Annotated in this window: 21 protein-coding genes and 1 pseudogene; 10 read left to right on the forward strand and 12 right to left on the reverse strand. The window is 45.2% G+C overall.

What is annotated here, in order from left to right:
* Positions 1–29: 29 nt before the first annotated feature.
* On the forward strand, positions 30–851 hold the full coding sequence (locus tag SUN_RS02390) for a bifunctional riboflavin kinase/FAD synthetase (RefSeq protein ID WP_011980156.1): 822 nt from the start codon (positions 30–32) through the stop codon (positions 849–851).
* Here SUN_RS02390 and SUN_RS12935 read toward each other — a convergent pair.
* Entirely contained in the window at positions 843–2,666 is a 1,824-nt protein-coding gene (locus SUN_RS12935; protein ID WP_011980157.1) for a diguanylate cyclase domain-containing protein, read from the reverse strand. The two genes, SUN_RS02390 and SUN_RS12935, sit on opposite strands and share 9 nt — an antisense overlap.
* A gap of 174 nt (positions 2,667–2,840) precedes the next feature.
* Here SUN_RS12935 and cmoA point away from each other — a divergent pair, with 174 nt between their 5' ends.
* Entirely contained in the window at positions 2,841–3,548 is a 708-nt protein-coding gene (cmoA, locus tag SUN_RS02400) for a carboxy-S-adenosyl-L-methionine synthase CmoA (protein ID WP_011980158.1), read from the forward strand.
* A gap of 287 nt (positions 3,549–3,835) precedes the next feature.
* Positions 3,836–5,188, forward strand: coding sequence for a class II 3-deoxy-7-phosphoheptulonate synthase (locus SUN_RS02405; protein WP_041672863.1), 1,353 nt, complete (start codon positions 3,836–3,838; stop codon positions 5,186–5,188).
* A 38-nt stretch (positions 5,189–5,226) separates the two neighbouring features.
* On the opposite strand, the gene SUN_RS02410 is transcribed toward SUN_RS02405, so the two are convergent.
* The 7 genes from SUN_RS02410 to SUN_RS02440 all read right to left on the reverse strand — a co-directional run bounded on the left by SUN_RS02410 (position 5,227) and on the right by SUN_RS02440 (position 14,630).
* Positions 5,227–6,417 (reverse strand): ArsS family sensor histidine kinase, encoded by a 1,191-nt coding sequence (locus SUN_RS02410; protein ID WP_011980160.1) that lies wholly within the window; start codon positions 6,415–6,417, stop codon positions 5,227–5,229.
* Positions 6,410–7,063: a response regulator transcription factor gene (locus SUN_RS02415; RefSeq protein ID WP_011980161.1), complete on the reverse strand. Its 654-nt coding sequence runs from the start codon at positions 7,061–7,063 to the stop codon at positions 6,410–6,412. The genes SUN_RS02410 and SUN_RS02415 overlap by 8 nt, the downstream gene beginning before the upstream one ends.
* Before the next feature lie 76 nt (positions 7,064–7,139).
* Positions 7,140–8,468, reverse strand: a complete 1,329-nt coding sequence (locus tag SUN_RS02420; protein ID WP_011980162.1) for a multiheme c-type cytochrome — start codon at positions 8,466–8,468, stop codon at positions 7,140–7,142.
* A complete protein-coding gene (locus tag SUN_RS02425) occupies positions 8,465–9,262 on the reverse strand; it encodes a shikimate dehydrogenase (protein ID WP_011980163.1) in 798 nt (265 codons plus the stop codon). Before SUN_RS02425 ends, SUN_RS02420 begins: the two co-directional genes overlap by 4 nt.
* Positions 9,263–9,265: 3 nt before the next feature.
* Positions 9,266–10,672, reverse strand: a complete 1,407-nt coding sequence (locus SUN_RS02430) for an anthranilate synthase component I family protein (RefSeq protein ID WP_011980164.1) — start codon at positions 10,670–10,672, stop codon at positions 9,266–9,268.
* Between the two features lie 3 nt (positions 10,673–10,675).
* Positions 10,676–11,437, reverse strand: a complete 762-nt coding sequence (locus tag SUN_RS12940; RefSeq protein ID WP_011980165.1) for an SPOR domain-containing protein — start codon at positions 11,435–11,437, stop codon at positions 10,676–10,678.
* 100 nt (positions 11,438–11,537) lie between these two features.
* A complete protein-coding gene (locus tag SUN_RS02440) occupies positions 11,538–14,630 on the reverse strand; it encodes an efflux RND transporter permease subunit (protein ID WP_011980166.1) in 3,093 nt (1,030 codons plus the stop codon).
* Positions 14,631–14,940: 310 nt separating this feature from the next.
* Here SUN_RS02440 and SUN_RS02445 point away from each other — a divergent pair, with 310 nt between their 5' ends.
* The 3 genes from SUN_RS02445 (at position 14,941) to SUN_RS02455 (ending at position 16,334) form a co-directional block, all read left to right on the forward strand.
* Entirely contained in the window at positions 14,941–15,642 is a 702-nt protein-coding gene (locus SUN_RS02445) for a hypothetical protein (RefSeq protein WP_011980167.1), read from the forward strand.
* Positions 15,643–15,782: 140 nt separating this feature from the next.
* Positions 15,783–16,001, forward strand: a complete 219-nt coding sequence (locus SUN_RS02450; protein WP_041672656.1) for a hypothetical protein — start codon at positions 15,783–15,785, stop codon at positions 15,999–16,001.
* Positions 16,002–16,025: 24 nt separating this feature from the next.
* Complete coding sequence (locus SUN_RS02455; protein WP_011980168.1) at positions 16,026–16,334, forward strand: hypothetical protein; 309 nt, start codon at positions 16,026–16,028, stop codon at positions 16,332–16,334.
* 95 nt (positions 16,335–16,429) lie between these two features.
* On the opposite strand, the gene SUN_RS13725 is transcribed toward SUN_RS02455, so the two are convergent.
* The gene (locus SUN_RS13725) at positions 16,430–16,573 is read right to left on the reverse strand and encodes a hypothetical protein (RefSeq protein ID WP_232501346.1); all 144 of its coding nucleotides are present in this window, start codon (positions 16,571–16,573) and stop codon (positions 16,430–16,432) included.
* 36 nt (positions 16,574–16,609) lie between these two features.
* On the opposite strand from SUN_RS13725, the gene SUN_RS13730 reads away from it, so the two are divergent.
* Positions 16,610–16,912 (forward strand): hypothetical protein, encoded by a 303-nt coding sequence (locus tag SUN_RS13730; RefSeq protein WP_041672657.1) that lies wholly within the window; start codon positions 16,610–16,612, stop codon positions 16,910–16,912.
* Positions 16,913–16,936: 24 nt separating this feature from the next.
* Here the strand turns inward: SUN_RS13730 and SUN_RS02465 are convergent, their stop codons facing one another.
* The gene (locus SUN_RS02465) at positions 16,937–18,187 is read right to left on the reverse strand and encodes a serine hydroxymethyltransferase (RefSeq protein ID WP_011980170.1); all 1,251 of its coding nucleotides are present in this window, start codon (positions 18,185–18,187) and stop codon (positions 16,937–16,939) included.
* Positions 18,188–18,480: 293 nt separating this feature from the next.
* Between SUN_RS02465 and SUN_RS02470 the strand changes: the two are divergent.
* The 3 genes and pseudogenes from SUN_RS02470 (at position 18,481) to mltB (ending at position 22,336) form a co-directional block, all read left to right on the forward strand.
* Positions 18,481–19,804: pseudogene (locus SUN_RS02470) on the forward strand (IS1380-like element ISSlsp1 family transposase).
* Positions 19,805–20,021: 217 nt separating this feature from the next.
* The gene (locus tag SUN_RS02475) at positions 20,022–21,221 is read left to right on the forward strand and encodes a cation:proton antiporter (protein WP_011980173.1); all 1,200 of its coding nucleotides are present in this window, start codon (positions 20,022–20,024) and stop codon (positions 21,219–21,221) included.
* 95 nt (positions 21,222–21,316) lie between these two features.
* Positions 21,317–22,336 (forward strand): lytic murein transglycosylase B, encoded by a 1,020-nt coding sequence (gene mltB, locus SUN_RS02480; protein ID WP_011980174.1) that lies wholly within the window; start codon positions 21,317–21,319, stop codon positions 22,334–22,336.
* Between the two features lie 74 nt (positions 22,337–22,410).
* Here the strand turns inward: mltB and lysS are convergent, their stop codons facing one another.
* Together lysS and SUN_RS02490 are read right to left on the reverse strand one after the other, a co-directional pair.
* Complete coding sequence (gene lysS / locus SUN_RS02485) at positions 22,411–24,054, reverse strand: lysine--tRNA ligase (RefSeq protein ID WP_011980175.1); 1,644 nt, start codon at positions 24,052–24,054, stop codon at positions 22,411–22,413.
* Between the two features lie 145 nt (positions 24,055–24,199).
* Entirely contained in the window at positions 24,200–24,646 is a 447-nt protein-coding gene (locus tag SUN_RS02490; RefSeq protein WP_011980176.1) for a Fur family transcriptional regulator, read from the reverse strand.
* Between the last annotated feature and the right edge of the window lie 8 nt (positions 24,647–24,654).

The following is a 24,654-nucleotide window of genomic DNA, read 5'->3' on the forward strand; positions in this document are numbered from 1 at the left end:
GCGTAACCACGCACCAAGAGGGGAACAATTTGAAAATACAAAACAATATCAGATCTATCGCTATCGGTTCTTTCGACGGTATGCACGTGGCACACATGAAAGTCGTTGAAGCTGTGGATGCCATTGTGGTCATAGAGCGTAACGGTGGGTATCTTACACCGGGGTACAAACGATCCCTCTATACAGACAAGATGTGCTGTTTCTACTTTTTTGATACGATAAAATCGTTGAGCCCGGAAGATTTTGTCGAAAAACTAAATGAGGATTTTCCCCGACTGGAGCGTATCGTAGTAGGGTATGATTTCGCTTTTGGGAAGAACAAGGCCGGCAGTGCCACAACACTGAGGGAACTTTTTGACAAAGAGGTTGTCATTGTCGATGAGATATGCCTTGAAGGTATTCCTGTACACTCAAGGACCATCAAAGCCTATCTTCGTGAAGGAAATATTTACATGGCCAACAAGTTGCTTGGCAGACACTATAGTATCAAGGGAAGAGTGATTCCCGGACAGGGATTGGGTAAAAAAGCACTGGTTCCTACACTGAACCTGAAGGTAGAACACTATCAGCTTCCTCTGGAAGGGGTATATGCGACACAAACAAAGATAGGATCATCCTGGTACCATTCTGTCAGCTTTCTGGGACACCGTGTAAGCACGGATGGTTCCTTTGCGGTGGAAACACATATTATTGATAAAGATATTGGCATGGTGGAAGGGGAGATCATATTGGAATTCAGGGCTTTGATACGAAAGAACAGAAAATTCGATACGCTTGATATGCTGAAAGGGCAGATAGAAAAAGATATAGAAAGGGCAACAGCATTACTGAATGAGTCTTCCTCAGGCTAAAGCGTAGGTATTGTTACAGACAAGATTTTCATAACTCCCAAAGAATGAGATACTGTTCTTCCCCTCTTTTTTGGCTTCATACATAGCCTGATCAGCTACGCTGAGAATCTCTTCCGATGTCCGGGCATCATTGGGGTAGACAGCAGCACCGATACTGATGCCCACATTCAGTTCGATACCGTTGATCGTGAAGCTTTGATTGGTAAGTGTACGGATCTTGTCAAGGATGGTCTCAAGACTTTCAAACTCTTTCAACTCTTCTATCAGGATCACGAATTCATCTCCGCCGTAACGGCAGATAGTATCGTTCTTCCTTAATGTCGATTTCATGATATCGGCAATATGTTTGAGTACTTTATCACCAACGGAATGTCCATAGGTATCATTGATGGGCTTGAAGTTGTCAAGATCACAGAAGATCAGTGCAAAACACTTGTCAAAACGTTTGGCGTGTTCGATGGCATGTTCCAGACGGTCATTGAGTACCAGCCTGTTTGAAAGTCCCGTTAACGGGTCATGTGTGGCCAGGTAAGCCTGGTCATGCGCATCTTTGCGCTGATGGGTAACATCGGAGAAGATACCTATGTACTGCTCGATATTCTCCTCGGCATCCCTGATCGTATTGATAGTGAGCCATTCAATATAGATCTCACCGTTCTTCTTACGGTTTGTGATCTCTCCCTGCCAGTATCCGCTGTCAGTGATCCTTCGCCACATTTCATCATAGAAGTGCTTGGTATGGTTTCCTGATTTCAGGAGTTTTGGGTCTTTTCCTATCACTTCGGAAGGCTGATAACCGGTGATATCTGTAAAAGCGGAGTTGACATGTACGATACGATTGTCTGCATTGGTGATAAGTACCCCGTCCATCGTATGTTTGAATACCAGAGAAGACATTTCAAGTGACTGGATATTGCGTTTGTTGTTGATGGCTGACCCGATGATGGAAGAGACGGTACTGAGCATTTCAATATCTGAATTCTTGAGAGGCTGATCGGCATTGCTTCCTATGCCCAGAAATCCCCACCATTCATGATTTACAAAGATCGGGAGGATCAGAAGACATTCTATCTTGAAAGCTGAAAGCAGTTTCTGTTTTGAACGGTCATAGACATTGATACTGCCATTGACCGAATGACCGCGTTCCAGTGCCTTTTTCCAGCGCATAAGATGGTTCTTTTTGTAGTGTATACGTTTTCTGGCTCTTGCTTTTTTGTTGTCATTGATCGCCAAAAGTTGTGAGGCATAGAGAGGATCTTCTTTGTCATCCGCCTCATTTTTATAGATGAAAACGGCAGATGTCTCCGAAGCGATCTTGAGGTTATGCATCTCTACATACAGTGCGGTCATCCAGTCGGTCTGCTGAAGGAAATTGTGTGACATCTGATTGATGGCATGCAGTATGTTCTGCTGACGTGTCAATTCTGCCTGTATGCGCCGTTTCTCCATGACTTCATCGACAAGGTGCTGCAGGACCTGGGCAAAAAGTTTGGCTTCGAACGGTTTGGAAAAGAACTGGTTCACACCATACTGTATGGCTTTGAGGAGGATATCGCGGTTCTCGAAGTTCGTAAAGATGGCGATCTTGACATGCTCGTCGATTGCCCGTATTTCCCGGACCATCTCAAGTCCGCCCATGCGGGGCATATTGATGTCGGAGAGGACGATCTCTGGACGGTGTTCCATGAAGAGTCGAAGTCCCTCTTCACCGTCAGCGGCGATGAGGACCTTGTCGGCATAGTTTTCCAGCATATGGCTGAGTATGGCGGTTGATACTCTATCATCATCAACGACAAGAACGGTTAACTGCTGCATCTCCACCTACCCATTTATAAATAATGTATGTACATTATAAAGTTTTTTTCTTAGTGTAAACGTAAAAAATATAAAATTTATACTATTTGTTATTAAAATATAATAAAATAATTTATTGGACTTATGAAAACTATAAGAATGTAACTTGAGGGCAGCTTGTGTTAAAATGGCGTTATGAAAGATAAAGTATTTGAAAAACCCATAGAAAAGAAATTTGAATTCGATCAGGCGGTCGCCTCTGTCTTTGACGATATGCTCAGCCGTTCGGTTCCTTTTTACGATGAGGTAAGACATCTGGTGATCTCACTGATCCTTGCAGAACAGCGGGAGGGTATGAAGGTGCTTGATCTGGGAGCCTCGACGGCGAAATTCCTGCTGGACCTGCACAGCAAGATGGAGGCCGGAATGCAGCTCAAAGGCATAGACAATTCACCTGCCATGCTTGAGCGGGCAGAACAGAAATGTCAGGCATTCGGGGCAAGTATCGATCTGGCGTTGGCGGATATGATGGAATACAGCTATGAAGAAGAAGATATCATCGTGGCGAACTACACGCTGCAGTTTATCCGTCCCATGCAGCGCATCGAACTGGTAAAACGTCTTTATGAGAGCTTGAACGAGGGCGGGATGTTCATCTTTTCGGAAAAAGTGGTCTTTGAGGACAAACGTCTGGATAAAGAGATGATCGACATTTATTATGATTACAAGAAGACTCAGGGCTACAGCGAATATGAGATCGCACAGAAGCGTGAAGCCTTGGAAAATGTACTGATCCCGTTCACGATCGAAGAGAATATCCGTATGTGCCGGGATGCCGGATTTAGAAATATCAGCACGATCTTTCAGTGGGCGAACTTCGTAACATTTGTTGCCAAAAAGTAACACTTTTGTGGTACAGCCCTGAAATGCGGGTTTCATTAATTAATATCAGTTGTTCACAGTTTATTCACCATGTGAAAAGATAAAAAATTTGAATAATTTTATTCCTCCCCTGCTCATCGGGTTTCATTAATTAATATCAGTTGTTCACAGCTTATTCACTGAGTGAAAAGTACATTTTTTTTATAAATCCAAAGTATTATTTAAGATATTTTCAGCAATGTCTCCATATCCATATAATTTTCATCGTTTTTCAGATATAATCTTTGCAATTTATTTTCAAGGAACTTATTATGAGTTGGACACCAGGCAGTTGGAGAGATTTCCCCATTAAGCAACAACCAACCTATCAGGATCAGGAAACACTTCAAAAAGTCGAAGCGGAATTGAGCTCTTACCCACCGCTTATTTTTGCAGGTGAAGCAAGAAACCTCAAGCGCAAGCTTGCTGCAGCCGGACGCGGAGAGGCCTTCCTTTTGCAGGGTGGTGACTGTGCCGAGAGCTTTGCAGATTTCAATGCTGAGACCATCAAGAACCTTTTTAAACTGATGCTCCAGATGAATATGGTCCTCATGTACTCTACGGGCAAACCGGTTGTAAAGGTAGGGCGTATTGCGGGACAGTTCGCCAAGCCGAGGTCTTCCGATTTTGAAGAGGTCGATGGTGTCAAACTTCCAAGTTACCGTGGAGACATCATCAACGGTATTGAGTTCACTGAAGAGGCAAGAATACCGAACCCGCATAACATGATCCGTGCCTACAACCAGTCGGCAGCCACACTGAACCTTGTACGTGCCTTCTCAAGAGGCGGTCTGGCAGACCTGAACAAAGTACATCAGTGGAACCTCGACTTTATCAAGGATAACCCGCTGGGTAAACGCTATGACGAGCTAAGTGACAAGATAGACCATGCGATGAAGTTTATGTCAGCCTGCGGCCTGACCAGCGAAACGATGCCACAGCTGCACCAAACGACACTCTATACATCACATGAAGCACTGCTTCTGAATTATGAAGAGGCATTGACACGTTTGGATACGGAGACAGGTGAATGGTATGACTGTTCAGCGCATATGCTCTGGATCGGTGACAGAACGAGAGACCTGAACGAGGCGCATATCGAGTACTTTAGGGGGATCAAAAATCCTATTGGATGTAAAGTGGGACCGAGTATGGGTGAAGATGAACTCATCGAGCTCATTGATGCGCTCAACCCGGACAATGAAGAGGGGAGATTGAACCTGATCGTCCGTATGGGAGCGGAGAAGATCGCAGAATTCTTCCCCCCTCTTCTAAAAAAAGTACGTGATGCAGGGAAGAACGTCGTCTGGACGATAGATCCGATGCATGGGAATGTCGAGAAGTCTTCCAGCGGTTTCAAAACCAGAGATTTCGACAATATTCTCTCGGAAGTAAAGCAGTTCTTCTCTATTCATAAAGAGATGGGTACAGTTGCTGCAGGTATTCACCTGGAGATGACGGGGAACGATGTGACAGAGTGTACGGGAAGTACATCCTGCGCGATTACTGCGGAAGGGCTTGCAAGCCGTTACCACACGCAGTGCGACCCAAGACTTAACGCTTCCCAGGCACTTGAGCTTGCTTTCATGCTCTCCGATACAATCAGCGGAGCAGATCAGTAAATAAATCGCGTAGGGTGTCCGTCCCCCGACGGCACCATTTATTTCACCGTAAAGATATTATTTCCCTCTTCATACCTGTAGTCCAGTTCCATATGATGGATATCCAGAATACTTTTTACAATGTAGATCCCCAGTCCCAATCCGCCTTTTGACGTATGGAAAGGTTTGAAGTAGTTTTCCAGAGGTTCCGGAAGTGCTGCAGATTTGTTGATGATTTCTACATGATCCTTCTCTATCCTGACAGTGACATGTTTATCCGTGCTGTATTTGATGGCATTGTCAAGCAGGTTCTTCATGGCCAGTGTGAAGAGCTCGAAATCCACTTTGACGATGTAGTCTTTTTTGACTTCGATACTCACAAGCCGTTCAGGGTTTTCTATCATCAGAATATCGATGCTTGCCTCAGTAAGGTCAGACATTTTGTAGGGTTTGATATGCAGTTCGAAATTCCTTGAAGTGATCTTCTCTATTTTTGCGAATTCATCGATGAGCAGATTGAGACGCTCGAAGATACTGTGCATACGCGCCTTGCTCTTTTCATCCGGTAGCATTTCACTCATCAGACGTCCCTTGGCAATAGGGGTTTTGAGCTCATGCATGATAGCGCGCAGAAAAAGCTGTCTTGACTGCAGAAGTTCACGTATCATCTTCACCGCATGGTCGAACTCGTTGGCGACCTCTGCGATCTCATCGTCTTTGTCACTGGCACAGGAGATATCGAGATTGCCCTCCGAAAAGGTTTTGATCTTGTTCTTGAGTTCGGAAAGGGGTTTGAGACTTCTAACGATCCAGAGGTAAAGGAAAAGAATGAACATGAGTACGATCGAGAATACAATGATACGTTTGACCGGATATCTTGGTTTGTTTCTGTTCTTCAGAAAGAGTTTGAATCGGTCGTTGTTGATCAGTATGATACGTTGAAGGTGAAAGGTATCGACAGCATACTTTTTATATTTACCTTTCTCCTTGAAGTAGCGCTCTATCTGTACCTCCTGTCCCTTGTCTGTGATGAGAGAAACATTCTGCGATTCGAGGTAGGCTTCGTCGATCTTTCCGGTTTTGAGGTAATAGTCGTAGAGATAATGGGCAATCGCTCTCTCCTGAAGGGCATTGTGCTCTTCAAATTTGGCATGGTCGTACTTTACTGACGCGATGAACAGCGAGGCGAGTAGGACCAGCGTAATAGAGAAAACAAGATTGATCTTGTTTCGCAGGGAGTCTTTAAACAAGTTTATACCCTACGCCGCGGACGGCCTGTATGCGTTTGTTGTCTCCGAGTTTGCTGCGGATCTTTGAGATGATGACATCGAGGCTTTTCCCCTGGGAGTCGATACTCATCGTTCCCGAAGTATTGATGATCTGTTCTCTGGACTGTGTGATACCCTGGTGTTTGACCAGCAGTGAGAGAACTTCGAATTCTGCAGGGGTGAGCGAGAGTGCCTGTCCCTTGAAATAGATCGTATCCCCTTTGATCTCAAAATCACTTTTGGGGAGGGTGCTCTGGCTTCCCTTGTCTTTGTTCACACGGTTGAGAATGGACATGATGCGCGCATACATCTCTTTGGGATCATAAGGTTTTGGCAGGTAATCGTAGGCGCCCAGTTCAAAACTTTTGACCTTGTCACTGATGTCGCTTCTCGCTGAAGAGATAATGACAGGCAGGTCATACTTTCTGACAAGCTCTTCACAGACTTCAAGCCCGTCCATACCCGGCAGGGTCAGGTCAAGGATGACCAGATCGAATTTCTTTACGCCTGCGCTCAGCCCCAGGAACGGATCCTCGTAATTGGTGATCTTGATGTCGAACTGTAAAAGATATTCGCTGAGCAGTTCTGCGAATTCCGGATCGTCTTCGATCATGAGAATGTTGATCATAGAAAAGACTCCTTCTTATAATGATTTATGTGTACTATAAATCTATTATAGTACCAAAAGGTTAATTGAAATCAAATCACTTTATAGGTGGAGACTCAAGTTTCTGCCATTCCAGATTTCCCCATTTTTTCAGATCATCCTGCAGTGAGTCCAGTGTCCTGTCTTTATGACAGGCAAAACAGGCGTTGGTCTCTGCTGGCATACCGTACGCTTTTGTCTCTGCTGGGTAGGTGAATGCAAAACGGTGTGAACGTACGGTCAGTGGAGATTTACCCGTATGTTTCCCTGTTCTTGGCATATGGCATTCGATGCAGAGCGATCCTTTGGAGTCCGCCTTGTGATGTGTGTGCTGTTCGATGGTATCCTGGTGCGGTCCGATGACCGATCCTAAGGAATGGCACTTCATACAGGCCTTGTTTCCTTCGGGTTTTTTGGCCGTATTGGTCAGCTTGTGCGGATTGTGGCAGTTGATACAGGTGATCCCATGCTTATACATCCTGTCATGGATATATTCGTTCCCCTGTGTACGGTTCTTTTTTGCCGCACCGTTTGGCCAGAATTCTTTGGTCGCTTTTCCCGGTGCGAACGGTGCGGGGAGTTTGTGGTTGATCAGCGGTTTGCCCGCTTCGTAGCCTTTAGGGTAGTCCATAGCGCTCATCCAGAGGTCTTTAGCCGAGGCCTGCTCCGTCTCCATGCGCTTGTCGCGGTTCCGCATATGGCATTGCAGGCAGACCTCGTTGGTCCTGATGGGGTCTGCCAGACTGGCTTTGAAGACAGGGGAGTTGGGGTCTTCTGCGTGTTTGCTTCCCGGTCCATGACAGCTTTCGCAGGCGATGGCGGGTTCGACACGTTTACCTGTAGACATATAGCCCGTGAAGTGACAGCCGTCGCATGTCGTGGAAGTGGGGAACTGTTTGTTGTCATGCGGGTAGGAATCGTGGTACCAGTACTTATAGGGTTTGAAGTGCTGCCACTTCCCGGTCTGCGTATTCCACTGGTAGTTCCCCAGGCGGTAATCCTCTTTGCCGTTGATGGTCGCAGGGATCATATAGCGCTGTTTGAACTTGCTTCCGATAGTGTAGATAGCATTTTTGAGCGTGAAGTCCGCATCGTCAGGCAGTTTGGAGAAGTCCGCCACGACCACGGAACCGTCCTTTCGGATATCCTGTATCATTTTCGAGTGCATGGAGGCTTTCCAGTCATGATAATGTTCTTTGTGGCACTCTTTGCATTTTTCCGATCCGACGAAATGGGCTTTTTTCTGTGCTTCTGGCTGCAGGTCGAGGTTCATCCCGACACGGGCTTTGGTCAGCTGTGTGTAGTAGGGTGTGATCTTGGGCAGGTTGAACCATGCCACTGCGGCGATCAGCACTAGTCCGAGTAGGGCGAAAACGATCTTTTTCATAGTGTAAACGCTTTTTCCATATGGGCTTTGATCTCATCAAAGGTGTAACGATGGTCTGTAAAATGTTCAAATGCGATGATACCCTGATAGAGCAGCATGTTAGAGCCGTCTTTGGTTGGTTTTCTCAAAGATTTTGCCAGTTTTAAAAAAGGGGTCTCCTTGCCGTAAATGACATCAACGCAGGCTTTGGCAGAAGGGATGACGGCATCGAGCAGTTCCTTTGGAGCGGGAAGTGCATCATCTTCAAGCCCTGCGGAGGTCATATTAATGACAAGGTCGTAGCTTTCGGGTGTGAAGGTCTCAAAGGTAGCCGTTTTAAAGCCCTCCTGCGCGAATCTCTCCAGCCGTCCGGCGCTTCGGTTGAGCAGGGTGACCTCATACCCTTCATCCCTGAGTATGGCGGAAGTGGACTGTGCCGTACCGCCGGCACCCAGAAAGAGGACCTTTTTGACATTCTCAAATTCTGAGATCGCTTTGAGGAAGCCGGGAGCATCCGTATTGTAGCCGTAGAGTATTCCTTTTTTTTCGACGATGGTATTGACCGCTCCTACCTTCCGGGCAAATGGGTCCAGTTCGTCGCAGGCGGCGTAAGCATGCTCCTTGTGCGGCACGGTAATGTTGATACCCCTGAGCCCCAAAGCAAAAAAGGTTTCTTTGAGTTTTGTACCGTCTTCGAGTCTGTAGCGGTTGTAGCATCCCTCAAATCCCAGTCCTTTGAAAGCGAGGTTGTGCATGAGAGGAGATTTTGAATGTGAAACGGGGTTGCCGAAGATGGCAAAGAGTTGTCCTGTCATCTTCTAAAGCGTTTCCATCTCTTTAAGGGTTGCCAGCAGGGCACCGAGTTTGTTCTTCACTTCTAAGTACTCCAGCTCAGGGACAGAGTCCGCAACTATACCGGCACCTGCCTGAAGGGTAATGGAGTCCGGCTTGATGAGAGAGGTCCGTATGGCGATGGCGGAGTCCATATTGCCGTTCAAGGAGAAGTAGCCGACCGATCCGGAGTAGAATCCTCTTTTGAGGCCCTCGAACTTGGCGATGAGCTCCATTGCCTTGATCTTTGGTGCTCCGGTCATAGTACCTGCGGTGAATGTTGCGGCAAAAAGGTCGAACATATCCTTGTCATCCCGGATGACCGCTTCGACATCGGAGACCATATGCATCACGTGAGAGTACTTCTCTACACGCATCATGTCGGTCACTTCTACAGTACCTGTCTTTGCGACACGTCCCACATCGTTACGGCCGAGGTCAATGAGCATGAGGTGCTCGGCACACTCTTTGGGGTCGTTCAGCATTTCAAGCTCAAGCTCTTTGTCCCTTGCATGTGTTTTCCCTCGTTTACGTGTACCGGCGATAGGGCGAAGCAGTATCTCCCCGTCTGTGAGCCGTACCATCACTTCCGGGCTGGAACCACAGATGGAAAAATCCTCATAGTCGAGCAGGAAGAGGTAGGGAGAGGGGTTCTTCGAACGCAACACACGGTAGAAACTCAGCGGATCGATCTTCCCTTTTTGCGTATAGCGGTTGGCAAGCAGTATCTGGAAGATATCTCCCGAACGGATGTGTTCTTTGGATTCAACGACCAGTGCCTTGAAACGTTCTTCGTCAATACTGAAAGTGCCTTCTCCTTCGAGTTCGACCGCTTTGATTTCCATCGGTGTAAAGGTCTCATGCAGCATCTCTTCGATCTGCCCGAACCCTTCTTGCATGCGCGCATCATTGAGGATCAGTGTGAGCTTTGCACTTTTATGGGAGTAGGCGATGATGATCTTTGGGCGTACGAGGTCCAGGTCGGGTGTGTCGAGTGGATCGAGAAGGTTGTCCATACTTTCAGAGAGTACAGGTTCGAAGACTTTGACCATATCGTAAGCGATAAAACCGATGAATCCGTCTACGAAAGAGAAGCCTGCTTCCAGCGCTCTCTCTTTGTACTTCTCCTGATCGACACGGGCATAGTAGGATTTCATGAAGGTGAAAGGATCTTCATCGAGAACTTTTTCCGTGCCGGAAGTATCTGTATAGTGTGTTGTCTTGTCCTTGTAGCGCAGGCGTTCCTGTGCTCCTATGGTGATGAAAGAAAAGTTCCCGTCACTGGTATTGACCACACTTTCGAAGAGCATAGTGATTTCACCGGGAAAGAGGGTTTTGATCTTTCCATAGAGTGCCACAGGGGTCAATTGGTCAAAAAGAACTGTTTTCATCATGGCTTATTTCTTTACGATGAACGCACCCTTGTTGATGCGGTCCCTGACTCTTACCAGTGCATTGTCTGCATCGGTTCTGCTTGGGTATGGTCCGATGAGCAGTTTTTTGGCACCATTGGCAGTCGGTGCTGTGATCTTGTAGGCGAAACCGTGTTTCTTGATGGTGTTCAGGAATCGTGTGCTTGGTGTCTGCGAGAACGATCCGACCTGTATATAGTACTTCACGCCGGAAGTGGTATGGTTTTTTTTGGGAACGGCCACTTTTTTCGGTGCAGTCGGCTTTACGGGTACAACGATCTTTTCTGTTTCTACAGGCTTGGCAGGTTCTTTTTTCACTTCAGTTTTTTTCTCTACGACTTTTGGAACAGGTGTCTTTTCGGCAGGTTCGGGTACCACTGCCGCTACAACAGGTTTTTTCTCAACAGCGACCTCTTCATCGATCTCCACCGTCTCTTTTTTGATCTCTTCGGTTTTCTTTGGGGGTGTAAGTTTTTCTTCTATCATGGAAGAGAGTTTGGTCTCACCCTTGGGTGCCTTGACCTTAGGGGTGCTCTGAAGGGTAAGCTCCGGACTGATCATATCGGTCATGTTCTCCTCAAGGGCGATCTCTGTATTCTTTGGCTCACTGAGTATGGTCTTGGTAAATACGATCGCCACGATCAGAACAACGATGATCAATGCAACGATCGTTAAAAAACTTTTTGATTTGTTATTTTTGGGCTCAATATTATCGATGATAAGATCATCTAAATTGTGGTCATTCATTAGGGGAGGTCTCCAGATATAATTTTAGGCTAATTATACCCTATGATTTGTATATAAAAGTTTAGGATTTTAAGAATGCCGGACGGAACGGTCATCCTCCCTACATTCCAAGCTTTTTCTGATTGAGTATCGTATAGAGTGCCGGTAGGTAGAGAAGGTTCAGTACTGTTCCCCAGGCAAGCCCGAATGCCAGAGAAATCGCCATAGGCTGGAAGATGGCTGCCTGCCCTGTAGGGAAAAACACCAGTGAAGCCAGACCAATAAGCGTGGTGACCGATGTAAGGATGATCGGCCTGAAACGCTTGGACGCGTAGTAGTATATCCCCTCAAGGTCCTTTGCTCTCTTTAGATTCATCAGCATAATAATCCCGTCATTGATAACCACCCCTGAAAGCCCCAGCATGCCGATGATGGAGGGCATGGAGAGGTTCAGGCCCATGACGAAATGCCCTATGAGCACGCCAAGGAAGGCAAAGGGAATTACTGTCATGATCATGAACGTCTCTCTGAAGGAATTGAAGAGGTAGAGCAGGGAGAGCATGATGAGCAGCATGGCCATAGCAGAGGCAAGCATCATATCGTGTTTGAGCTCCTTCTTCTTCTCTTCTTCTCCTTTGAAAATGATCTTGATACCCTCTTTTTTCGCCTTTTCAAGTATGGGCTTGATGGCATCGATCGCTTCAGTGGCGGTCAGTACCTTGCTGTTGACGTTGGCATAGATGTAGAAGTTGGTCAGCCCGTTGTCCTTGATGACCTTTTCAAATGAACGTATGATGTGGAAATCCGCAACATCTTCAAGTGAGACCGAACTTCCATTATCGAGTCGTATCTGAAACTGTTTGAGTGCTTCAAGCGAATCTTTCTGGCTGCTTCGTACTTTGAGTTCGAGCAGGTCGGAACTGTCAAAAGCAAAACCGATGCGTTTTTCCAGATAGAAATTCGAGAGCAGGGCACCGAGTTTTTTCTCGTTGAGCCCCAGTGATTCCCCATAACTGTTGACCTTGAGTTTTATCTCGTCCACACCGTAATGCATGGCATCATTCACGGAGACGATCCCTTTGAGTGAAGAGAGTTTCTCTTCGATCTTTTTGGCATACTTCATGATCTTTTGGCTGTCATCCGAGACCAAACCGATTTTTAGGTCCGACTTTATAGGACCGACCTTTCTTTCGACGATGGCAAGATCGCTCAGACCGAAACGCTTTTTGTAATGCTGCTGTTTCAGGAAAGCCCTGAGCTTTTCGGAAATGACCGCAGATTTCTCCTTTCTGGTGCGTCCTTCACTGTCATAGTAAAAGCTGAGTGTAGGGGTGATGAACCTGTCAACGAGATTTTGTGCCTTGAGCTTTTGAAGTTCAATGTCGATGTTCCCCACATAGGGGTAGCTCTCCGAATTCCCCGCACTGTCCCTTCTCCAGCCCGCTACCGAGCCGATATGTTCTATGTAGAATTCATCTTTGTGTGCATAGAGGTCTTTTTCTATCGCTTTCAGTGCGCGCATGGTCTCTTCGGTCGAAGTGTTGACATTGGCTTTGAGTGTGATGCGTATGGTGCTCGCATCAAACTTGGGGAACATCTGGAATTTACTGCTTTTGACACCGATGACGATCAGCAGAGGTACCAGTATGAGAAAGAGTGTCAGAAACGTTTTCCTGTAATACATCAGCTTATGGATCAGTTTGCTGTAGATCCGGTTGGCACGCTCCCAGGAAGTGGTCTTTTCATTTTTGTTAAGCAGATGGGCCGCGTGTATGGGAAGAAAAAGGAAGGACTCGATGAGCGAAGCCAGGACCAGCACGGAGACGGCGATGGGAATGAGTTTGATAACCTCTCCCATATTGCCGCTCATCATCAGGGCGGGAATGAACGCGAAGAGGGTGGTAAGGGAGGCGATGGTGACAGGCTTGAACATCTCTTTGGCTCCCTGTATGGCCGCTTCTTTGGGTTCCAGCCCCTCCTCAATGTGCTGCTGAATATTCTCGCTGACCACGATAGCATCGTCCACGATGATCCCCAGGGCAATGAGCACTCCGACCAGTGAGATCATATTGATCGTATAGCCTGCCAGATAAAGATAGATCACTCCCATGACAAAAGAGGTAGGGATACCCAGGGTGATGACTAAAGACATACGCCAGTTTATCAGAATGCCTACGAGCAGTGAGATCAGGATCAGCCCCAGCAGTATGTTGGAGATGACGATGTTGAGGCGGTCTTTGATCTTTTCGGAACGGTCATTATGGATCGTGAAGTATATGCCCTTGCTGTTCTGGTTCATGCGGGCGACAATCTCTCTGATCTGTTCAGCCAGTTTCAGGGCATTCCCCTCACTGCTCTGCTTGATGCTCACATCCACGGCATTTTTCCCGTCGATGGAGTAAATCGTAGCCGCATCCTCATAGCGCTTTGAAACGGTTGCAATGTCTTTGAGGTAAAGCGTTTTGCCCCCAATGTCCAGCTGGCTCTGAAGCATTTTCTGGGCATCTTTGGGGCCGTTGTAGGTGGAGAGGTAGAAGTGCTTGGCATCGCTCTCTTCTATCATCCCAACGGGGAAGATATAGGAGAGCCCGGTAAGCGCGGCAACGACGGTACTTTCATCCAGCCCGTAGGCCCGTATCTTCTGTGTATCGAGATGGATATCGTAGTATTTGTCCGAGTCGCCGAAGATCTTGACCTCGGAAATGTTCTTCAGGGCAGATACTTTGTCTTTGAGTCTGTCTGCAGCTTCGATGAGTGCCGAGTGGGGCGCCTTCTGCGAGGAGATAGCCACACGCATCAGGTCGCGCTTCACTTCCAGGACATTGACCACCGGTTCGTCCATATCGGAGGGGAGGTACTGTTTTGTCAGGGCGATGGCATTCTTGACCTTCTCGGCAGTATTATATTTGTCAACCCGTTTTTCAAGCTCAAGGATGATGTTGAACTTCCCTGCCGAGATAATGGTCGCCATCTTATCTATACCGTCGATGTTCTTGAGTTCCTGTTCTATCTCCTTGACGGCCATCTTGTTGAGCATATCGATGGAAGCCCCGGCATAGTGTCCGTTCACAGAGACCATGTCCAGTTCAAAAGAAGGGAAGATCTCTTTTGGGGTTTTCGTGTAAAGCACCGCGCCTGTCAGAAAGATGAGAATGAAGAGAAAGTAGTTGAGCCGGCTGTTCTCAACAAAGAAACGCAGAAGTTTTTCGAACATCGATATCCATTACTTTTTTGTCATTGTAGCGTATATTTTATAGCAGATACTGACATGTCATGAAGAGCTCGCTATGGGTAGTGCTCCTTTGGTACTTTTCCTTATAAAACATGCCAATATAGTACATTTTATAACGTTTTCTATGGGAGGGTAAATATTTATGGGCTACAAACGTCGTTATAGCGAATAACCTTATAAAATATGTTAGATTATAAGGTTTTGAATTATCGAATATATCTCATCTCTATTTAGTTCAAAATTTAATAAGAAAAGGTGTATAGTATTCCTTACAATAAAAGGATAAAAAGAAATGGGTAAACCTCAAAAAGATGCACTTGATAAAGCACGAGAAGCTTTTCGCTTAGGTAATTATGTAGATGCTCTTGAAAACTACGATTATTTCTTTGAACATGCTCTAGATGATGATCCTGCTTCTTCGTATGGAGTACGACTTTCATACTGTTTATCTGAGTGGGTAAAACTTGGAGAGAAATATCCGGAGGCTCTCATTAGACTAAAGTCAAAAAGGGATGAAGCTCTAGACTTGCTCTTAAAAACAAAAGAACCAGAACGATTTCATGATTATGTTGCTATTTGTGAATATTTAAAAAGTTCTGAGTTGCCAGTCAATGAATTTATCAAACTACATGATGAAGAGTCTACACTTTCTCAAGATATTGTTAGATTTATTTGGGATAAACTTATCAAAAAAGAAAAATGGAAAATTTGTAATGCATATCTACCTAATCCTGAAGAAAAATACAAGGAAGCACTTACAAGCTTTAATATTGCCATGAAATATTGCAAATCAAACCCCGAATATGATATAGAAAGGCAGATGATAGGTAGTTATGTAATGGAAATATACAATATACTTTTAGTTTTAATGAAAAACAATCGGATAGATGCTGCCAAATCAGTACGCAAACAAGTAATTGAAGACTTTAATTCAAGAGGCTACACCGGGCTTATGGAAAAAATTGATAAAGAAATTGGTCTTGAAGAAGCATAGACTTTCGGGAACTAAATATAACACATTGAAGACCTTATAAAATATATAACTTTATGAGGATTTTTTGCCCGTTATATTCTATGTTAGATTATAAGGTTTTCATATTAAATATGTATAATTATCTTAATAAAGGTATTAGTATGAATAAATTTGAGTTGGCTGATAAACTATATAAAGTCGGTTATGAACATAAAGATGTTAAATCTATATGGGCATATGCTTGGGATGAACAGCATATAGGTCAATCAGGTAAAAAAAGAAAACCTTGGCAATTAAAAGCACTTGAAGAAGTCTCAGTGAAAATTGAAGATATTGAATTTGACAGTAATGATACTTCTCATTTGTTTAGAGTTCTTTAGATGGTTGAGCTAAGTATGGAATAAATGAAAATATTACTTTCAAGCATTATCATTGTTTTTATCTTAACGTATGGAGTGGTATGGTTTGATACACAACAAGATAGAGAAAACATATTAAGAGTCAAAAAAGATTCTATAGCTTTTGAAGATTGGAAATGTGGATATCTATGTAATACACCAATATTCAAAGTTTATGACGGTGAAAAATACAATGTATTACGCATTAGATATGGTAAAGGTTTCATGGCATTTAAAATTAAATCAAAAAACGGATTAACTGGTTGGACTATATTGGATGGACAATATGAAATTACTAAGTTAGAGCATAATTAACAATTGAAAGAGACAAATTTTCAAAACCTTATAAAATACATAAATTTATAAGGTTTTGGAGCAAGAATGTTTTTGGATAATATGAGAGCGTTAACTTAAATCTCTTTATGGGGCAGTGTAACGATATTATATGCTTCAGGGAGGGAAGCCGAAGGGAGTGTCTTCCATTTCTTTCCCAGTTTCTCTTTGAGTGTGTCCGAGATCTTCTGCAGTGCTTGATCTGCCTCTTCGAGTGTCAACGGTTTGACCTCAATGAAGACCTGAATGGTCTCTTCATGTTTGCCTTGATAGATATGGTAATCTTCAATACTGAGTGTTCTGAAAAGCTGTTTGACAAGGTAGTAGAAACGCTGGTGCTCATCGCCCCTGTACTCGAGTACAAGATAGTTGGTCAGCCCCCCTTCGTTCAGAAGCGGTGCGGCGATGGTATACTGTCTGTTGAGGTGCTGGGTAAGCAGAAGCGGGGTGAGGGACTCTTCTATGAGCTCGAACTTGGCATAGAAGGTCCGGTTATCGAAATGGATCTTTTCGACAATCGTCTTGCGTTTGATGTAGTAGTGACCGTCGTTGAGCTCTAAGTCAAAAACTTTTATGGCTGCACCTTAATATATCGGCTTATCGTAGATCACGAAGTTGGAAGCAAGTTCCTTCATTTCCTCTTTGATCTTTGCATGCAGTTCGCTGTCGTTGACATTGTCGAGTACATCAGCGATCTTGTTGGCGATGATCTCAAACTCTATCTCTTTCATGCCGCGGCTTGTCAATGCAGGCGAACCGATACGGATACCTGAAGTCACGAACGGGCTTCTTGTCTCTCCTGGAACCGTGTTCTTGTTCACGGTGATACCGGCGGCACCCAGTGCCGCATCGGCATCTTTCCCTGAGAATTCTTTATCGAGGAAGGAGACAAGAACGAGGTGGTTGTCTGTTCCGCCGGAGACCACGTCGTAGCCTCTCTTGATGAGCACGTCTGCAAGTATGGAAGCATTGGCTTTCACCTGTTTTGCATAGACTTTCCATTCATCAGAGAGGTTGTGTTTGAAACCGACTGCCTTGGCAGCAATTACATGAACAAGCGGCCCGCCTTGAAGACCCGGGAAGATGGCAGAGTTGATCTTCTTGGCAATGTCTTCATCGTTGGTCATGATCATACCGCCACGAGGTCCTGCAAGTGTTTTGTGTGTCGTTGTTGTGACCACATCGGCATACGGGAACGGGCTTGGATGTTCACCGGCACAGACCAGACCTGCAATGTGTGCGATGTCCGCAAAGAGGATCGCGCCGACTTCATCGGCGATCTCCCTGAACTTCTTGAAATCGATCTCTCTGGCATAGGCAGAGGCACCGCAGACGATGATCTTCGGTTGTACGATCTTTGCAATCTCCATGACTCTGTCATAGTTGATGCGCCCGTCAAGCTCGACACCGTAGGTAAAGCTGTGGTAGTTTTTGCCGGAAAAACTGGGTTTTGAGCCGTGAGTGAGGTGACCGCCGTGGCTGAGGTCCATACCAAGTATTTTGTCCCCGGCTTTGATCAGCGCCGCATAGACGGCACCGTTCGCCTGTGAGCCGGAGTGGGGCTGTACATTTGCATAGTTGCAGTCAAAGAGTTCGCAGGCCCTGTCGATAGCAAGCTGTTCTACCACATCGGCGTATTCGCATCCGCCATAGTATCTCTTGTGCGGATATCCTTCGGCATATTTGTTGGTAAAGACCGAACCCATCGCCTCCATGACGGCAGGGATAGTGAAGTTTTCGGATGCGATCATCTCGAGGTGGTTCGTCTGTCTCTCTCTTTCATTTTCAATTGCCTGGAATATCTCCGGGTCAAACGTTTCTATGGCATATGACATTGTGTTCCTTTAGGAATAATTTAAACGTATTTATAGCAAAATTCCTCTAAGGACTTTATTATTTTTATTAGAGGTGCACATAAAGTTACAGTTGTTCTATAAGAAGGTGGATTTCAAAATAGTACCGTAATACCCAACTCCGAATGAGTTCTGTTATAATACCCATTATCCCAAATCCGTAAATAGAAAATAACCATAAAAGAAGAAGTATCGTAAAATAGGGGAAAAGAAAGACAAAAGCGACACTAAACACTTTCACCCATTTGGTGAAGCTTTTGCCAAGGAGTAAAAGTATGCCACAAGGTGTGTTAAATTTTTCTGTAGAGGGAACTAAAGAGTCACTTACTTCCAATGCCGGAACCATATTATTCGGTGAATATCTAAAAGCAACTAAAATCGATCAATTCTGTAATGCCTATCTACCTTTACCTCAAAGTAATCGAGGTTATATGCCATTTGAACACATGCAACCATTACTTCTTATGCTTCATAGCGGAGGAAGGGTCCTGGATGACTTACGTATGATTCATAAAGATAAAGCCATCAAAGAGACGTTGAAGATTAAACATATACCTGTATCAGAGAGTGTAGGAAAATGGATCACACGTCACGGACTACATGGTATCTATGGTATTGAATCCATCAATCGTAAACTGTTGCGAAGACATTTAAAAACGATAGATGAGCCTTTAGTACTTGATATTGATGCTTCGGTAATATTTTCACAAAAAAGTACAGCAGTGACAACTTATAAAATGCAAAGCGGATATATACCTATGATTGGTCATATCAATGGCGGATATGTGATTCACAGTGAATTTCGTTCAGGCAATATTGCGCCCGCAGATAATAATCTGACGTTTCTAAAAAGATGTCGGGAACAATTACCCAAAGCAAAATCACTCTCTTTTTTTAGAGCAGATTCTGCTTCTTATCAGGCTGAACTTTTTAACCACTGCAATAATCATCATATCACCTATACCGTGGGCGCTAACTTAGATCATTCCGTCTACGCCAATATCAAAGAAATTAAAGAGTGGCAATCATTCCAAACCAAAGAAGGTACAGCACATCACCTTAAAGAAGAAGTAGCTGAGTTTATACATACCATGCAGCACACAGACCATGCCTTTAGACTGATTGTTGTCAAAAAGACAGTGACACCGGTACTTCCGGAGATCTGGGATATGTTGAGTATAGACGAAAAACTTGATCTTGCCAGAGAGCATTATTATGTCATCGCTACCAATGCAGATGAAAGCATGTCTGCTCAGGATGTTGTTAGGTTTTATCGCAAGCGTGGAGATACAAGCGAGAACCGGATCAAAGAACTTAAAAATGGTTTCAATCTCAATTATCTTCCTTCATCAAATTTTATCTCCAATGCATTTTTACTTTCAGATAGGTGTACTGGCTTATAATCTCTTCATTCTTTTTAAACAAATACTGCAAAATAGCTGGCAAAAACATACGGTTGCCACGATACGCTATAAGTTTTATCGTTTAGCAGGAAAGGTAGTGAAACACAGTAGGCAGACTATCTTGAAAGTTCAAAAAGAGTTTGTAGAAATATTTCACTCCATAAGAGAATGCATCTATAGGGTTTCACTGGAATGATACCCGTATAAAGTCACCAAAAACATCAATACGATAGAAACTTCAAACACTAGAATAGTGCCTAAAAAAACAGCATTTTTAGCATAAACATGTCGGTGTGCTAAAAACAACAAGGTAATACGCAAATTTATGATGCATCTAATCTTTTAGCATAATATCTCTCGTTGATTTTAGTTCAATTTATGATTACTTTGGGGCTATTTACGGATTTGGGATTATGCAGGCACATGACTTTTTTCTCATTTTATTGTTAATATTGGTAGGTGCGCGCATTTTTGCAGAACTCTTTGGGCGTATCGGTCTTCCGCCCGTACTGGGCGAACTGGCTGCTGGTCTGTTTCTGGGACCGAGCATTTTGGGCTGGGTAAGCCTGAATGACACCATCAAGATGCTTGCCGAAATAGGGATCATACTGCTGCTCTTCGATGTAGGGTTGGAGACAGACCTTCGCAAGCTCAAGGAAAGCGGATGGAGCGCTACGCTCGTGGCCATAGGCGGTTTTGTTTTTCCTCTGATCCTGGGTGCGGCACTCTCTTTTTATCTTTTCGATCTCAATCTGATTACCTCTCTTTTCGTAGGGGGAACGATCACGGCTACGAGTATTGGTATCACTGTGCGTGTGCTCAAAGACTTGAAAAAGAATCAGAGCAAAGAGGGCGAGATCATATTGGGTGCTGCAGTCCTCGATGATGTTTTCGGTGTGGTCCTGCTTGCGATCCTTTATGACTTTTCTCAAAGCGGTGAAGTGAACCTGTTCGATACCGGGCGGGTCCTTCTCTTTATCACAGCCTTTTTCATCATTGCACCTGTGGCTGCGAAACTTATGGCGGTACTGATACAGAAGTATGATACCCGGACGAATTACCCCGGGCTTATCCCTACGGCGATCATCTCTCTGGTCCTCTTTTTTGCCTGGATGGCACATCAGATGGGCGCGCCGGAGATCATAGGTGGGTTCGCTGCCGGACTGGCACTCTCAAGACGTTTCTTTCTGCCCTTTGGCGCGATGATAGGTGAGGACAGGCACTTTGCTGACAAGATAGAGAGGCAGATGCGTCCCATCGTGCTGCTTTTCACTCCGATCTTCTTTGTAACGGTAGGGCTCTCCATCAACCTGCAGAAAATCGATTGGAGTGAATCTCATATCTGGTTTTTTGGCGGATCGATCCTGCTTGTTTCTGTCATAGGGAAGATGCTGTTTCCTCTGTTGCTGAAAAGTCTGAGCGTTAGAAAGAGGATGATCATCGGTCTTTCCATGGTGCCTCGCGGTGAAGTAGGGCTGATCTTCTCAGAGATAGGCCGTGCCAGCGGGATTTTTGAGAATGAGATATATACAGCACTCATTGTGGTAATCGTGTTGACCACGATGCTGCCGCCACTGCTGATCAAAGCTGCCTACGGCAAGACACCGGAGTAAACGTTGCCTTCAAGCTTTTTGGAAGTGACGTGTTTACACTTGATTGATAATTAGCTGTTATGATAGCCTCATCATAAATGGAGGATAGAATGCAAATGAAACAAATAACTTTTGTACTGTTTTCTGTTCTCCTGTTCAGTACAGCAGGTTGGTCGAAAGACTATACGAAAAAACGTGAAGTCCGTGTCTTCATAGACCGGATGGTCAAACATTATCACTTCAACCGTAGCTATCTGAACAATCTTTTTTCCCATGTGAAGTTCCAGAGAAGGGCGCTTGCCATCTATGTACCGAAATACAGAAAGAAGTGGAAACCACCCAAAAGAAGAAAGAAGCAGGGCCCGTGGGACCGCTATGAAGAGATATTTTTAAAGCCTTCCAAGACCGATCTGGGTATAAAATATATGCACAAATACAGAAAAACCTTTCTGCGGGCCTATAAAAAATACGGAGTACAGCCCGAATATATTGCTGCGATCATCGGTATAGAGAGCCATTTTGGAAAAAATACGGGTAAATTCCCTGTGCTGGATACCCTGACGACACTGGCATTCGAAAAGAACAGACGGCAGAGGTTCTACCGTTACGAACTCAAAGAGTTCCTTCTGATGACACGCAGGGAAAAGGTCAACCCGCAAAATGTCAAAGGCTCTTTTGCCGGAGCGATAGGGCTTGGACAGTTTATGCCGAGTAACTACAGAACGTTCGTAGTAGATTTCAACAAAGATGGCAAAAAAAGAATGAACAGCCCTGAAGATGCCATAGGAAGTGTCGCCTACTACTTTAAAAGTCACGGGTGGCGAAGGGGGCAGCCGGTTGCCGTAAGGGTTTCTTACCCCGGAAAACGTTTTACAGGGAAAAGGACAGGGTACAAATACAAATATTCCCGTGCCTCACTTAAAAACATCTCTCCAAAATGGCAGTTTAACTACCACGGTAAAGTACACTTGATCAAGTTAAAACGTTACGGTTTTGACGAGCTTTGGTACGGTGCACACAACTTCTACGTGATCACACGCTACAACCATAGCGCCTATTATGCGATGGCGGTCTATCAGCTGGCGGAAAAATTAAAAAAGGGATACAAGAAGAAGTACGGAAGCTATCTCAGGTAAAAGGCCTGTGTAAATGGTGGATAAATCCACCCTACATAAAAACCGCGTAGGGTGCGTAATCACGCACCGAAAAATCAGGCCTTCTTCTCCTGTGCTCTCTTATTGCAGGCAGCCGCATCTTTACAGAAGAACCCTTTGCCTTTCTTGGCAGGTTTGAGCTCCTCTTCATTGGTATTGCCGCACTTTTTGCAGGCGATCTCCGCTTTGGCCTCTTCAAGTTTTGCTTCTGGCTTCATGGCCGGGAAGAGGATGACGTCACGGATGGAGTGGTTGTCGGTCAGCATCATTACCAGGCGGTCGATACCGATACCCTCTCCAGCAGTCGGTGTCATACCGTGTCCCAGAGCCCGGATGAAGTCGAGGTCCATATGCATGGTCTCTTCATCACCGGTCGCCTCTTTGGCGTCTGCCTGTGCCTTGAAACGTTCGAACTGGTCGATTGGGTCGTTGAGCTCGTTGAAGCCGTTGGCGATCTCCTTGCCTGCCATGAAAAGCTCGAAGCGTTCGGCGATCTCGGGATTGTCATCACTTCTTCTTGAAAGCGGTGAAATATCGATAGGGTAGTCCGTAATGAACGTCGGGTTGATCAGCTTGCCTTCGACGAACTCGTCGAAAAGTTCTGCTTGCAGATAGCCCAGTGTGAGATTAGGGTTGACCTCTACACCATGCTCTTTGAGGTAGGCGATCGCTTTCTCTCTGCCTGTGGCAACCTCTGCGGGTACCTCGCCGATGCTGGTCAGTGCTTCCACGAAGGGTACTTTGGCGAACGGTGTTGAACAGTCAATCTCATACTCGCCGTAGGTGATGGTTTTGTCCATCTGCAGCTGGGCAAAGATATATTCGAAGAGCTCCTCCGTCAGCCTCATCAGGTCAAGATAGTTGTGATAAGCCCAGTAGAACTCGATGGAGGTGAATTCGGGATTGTGTGTCTGGTCCATCCCCTCGTTACGGAAGTTACGGTTGATCTCGAAGACCGCTTCCATACCGCCGACCGTCAGACGCTTGAGGTAAAGCTCCGGCGCGATTCTAAGATATCTGTCCACGCCCAGTGCATTGTGATGGGTCACGAACGGCTTTGCATTCGCGCCGCCGGGGATGGGGTGCATCATCGGTGTTTCGACTTCGAGGAAGCTGTGGTCCTCAAAGAAGCGTCTGATGAGTGAAACGATCTTGGAGCGCATGATGAAGGTCTCTTTGACCTCCGGGTTCATGATCATGTCGAGGTAACGCTGTCGGTAGCGGATCTCATGGTCGGTCAGGCCGTGGAACTTTTCCGGAAGCGGCATGATCGCTTTGGAAACGATCTTGAGGTCCTTGCAGTGCAGGGTAAGTTCGCCTGTCTGTGTCACGAAAGGGTAGCCGGTCGCTTCAATAATATCGCCCACTTCGAAAAGTTTCTTCGCTACAGTGTTGTAGTAGCCTTCGGGAAGGTCGTCACGGTTGTAATAGATCTGTACAAGGCCGTCAGTGTCTTCTATCTTGGCAAAAGCGGCTTTTCCCATGATACGTATGAACTTGATCCGTCCTGTCAGGGTAACGGTCTGCCCCTCATCTTTTTTCTCATCTGTCGTCTGCTCTTTTACGTAGGCATAGTGCTCAAAGAAGTCCGAAGAGGGCATACCTTTTGTAATGTTCGCCGGATAGGGATTCATCCCCTCTTCTCTCAGTTTTTCAGTTTTTTTGATTCGTTCCTGAATATATTGATTATCAAATATCAAGGTTTCTCCTGTGTTGATGTTCTTGTATTATGTTATGGCTTGCAGGGAAGTGAAGACTTTAGTCTCACATACAAGATACAGCTCTATTATAATGAGTTACTGTATTTTTGGTGAGGCTGAAACACCCACTTCCGGACTTCTTTTCTTATTGCTTTTTTTGGCACTTTTCGCAAAGACCGATGATCTTCATGGTATGATCGGTCATTTTAAAGTGATATTTCTCAGCGATCTTCTCCTGCTGTCTTTCTATGGTATCATCGAAGAACTCGATGATCTTTCCACAGGAGGTACAGATGAGATGGTCATGATGTTTTTTAAGGCCCAACTCATATTTTTTCCCCTGTGTCCCAAAAGAGATGGAACTGGCTATCCCCTCATTTTCAAGCAGTGTCAAAGTTCTGTAGACGGTCGCGATCCCAATGTTGACATCGGGATACTCTTTTTTGATGAGCATATAGATATCTTCCGGAGTGAAGTGACCTTCATTCTCATAAAGGAACTTCAGTATCAGTTCTCTCTGTTTGGTGAACTTCAGTGAGTTGTTTTTCAAAAGCCCCTTGAATTTATCCAGAAGAAGCGGGTAGGTGATCATGATTGTAT

Origin of the sequence: Sulfurovum sp. NBC37-1, assembly GCF_000010345.1 — a bacterium.
Taxonomy (GTDB): domain Bacteria; phylum Campylobacterota; class Campylobacteria; order Campylobacterales; family Sulfurovaceae; genus Sulfurovum.

What these genes read in the sequence shown, in the direction of transcription:
- SUN_RS02420 (WP_011980162.1), bottom strand. Translation starts at nt 8,468, where the DNA reads ATGAAAAAGATCGTTTTCGCCCTACTCGGACTAGTGCTGATCGCCGCA.
- SUN_RS02440 (WP_011980166.1), bottom strand. Translation starts at nt 14,630, where the DNA reads ATGTTCGAAAAACTTCTGCGTTTCTTTGTTGAGAACAGCCGGCTCAAC.
- SUN_RS12935 (WP_011980157.1), bottom strand. Translation starts at nt 2,666, where the DNA reads ATGCAGCAGTTAACCGTTCTTGTCGTTGATGATGATAGAGTATCAACC.
- SUN_RS02415 (WP_011980161.1), bottom strand. Translation starts at nt 7,063, where the DNA reads ATGATCAACATTCTCATGATCGAAGACGATCCGGAATTCGCAGAACTG.
- SUN_RS02425 (WP_011980163.1), bottom strand. Translation starts at nt 9,262, where the DNA reads ATGACAGGACAACTCTTTGCCATCTTCGGCAACCCCGTTTCACATTCA.
- SUN_RS02465 (WP_011980170.1), bottom strand. Translation starts at nt 18,187, where the DNA reads ATGTCATATGCCATAGAAACGTTTGACCCGGAGATATTCCAGGCAATT.
- SUN_RS02475 (WP_011980173.1), top strand. Translation starts at nt 20,022, where the DNA reads ATGCAGGCACATGACTTTTTTCTCATTTTATTGTTAATATTGGTAGGT.
- SUN_RS02430 (WP_011980164.1), bottom strand. Translation starts at nt 10,672, where the DNA reads ATGATGAAAACAGTTCTTTTTGACCAATTGACCCCTGTGGCACTCTAT.
- SUN_RS02455 (WP_011980168.1), top strand. Translation starts at nt 16,026, where the DNA reads ATGAAAATATTACTTTCAAGCATTATCATTGTTTTTATCTTAACGTAT.
- cmoA (WP_011980158.1), top strand. Translation starts at nt 2,841, where the DNA reads ATGAAAGATAAAGTATTTGAAAAACCCATAGAAAAGAAATTTGAATTC.
- SUN_RS02490 (WP_011980176.1), bottom strand. Translation starts at nt 24,646, where the DNA reads ATGATCACCTACCCGCTTCTTCTGGATAAATTCAAGGGGCTTTTGAAA.
- mltB (WP_011980174.1), top strand. Translation starts at nt 21,317, where the DNA reads ATGAAACAAATAACTTTTGTACTGTTTTCTGTTCTCCTGTTCAGTACA.
- SUN_RS13730 (WP_041672657.1), top strand. Translation starts at nt 16,610, where the DNA reads ATGTTTGCCTTGATAGATATGGTAATCTTCAATACTGAGTGTTCTGAA.
- SUN_RS02445 (WP_011980167.1), top strand. Translation starts at nt 14,941, where the DNA reads ATGGGTAAACCTCAAAAAGATGCACTTGATAAAGCACGAGAAGCTTTT.
- SUN_RS02450 (WP_041672656.1), top strand. Translation starts at nt 15,783, where the DNA reads ATGAATAAATTTGAGTTGGCTGATAAACTATATAAAGTCGGTTATGAA.
- SUN_RS12940 (WP_011980165.1), bottom strand. Translation starts at nt 11,437, where the DNA reads ATGAATGACCACAATTTAGATGATCTTATCATCGATAATATTGAGCCC.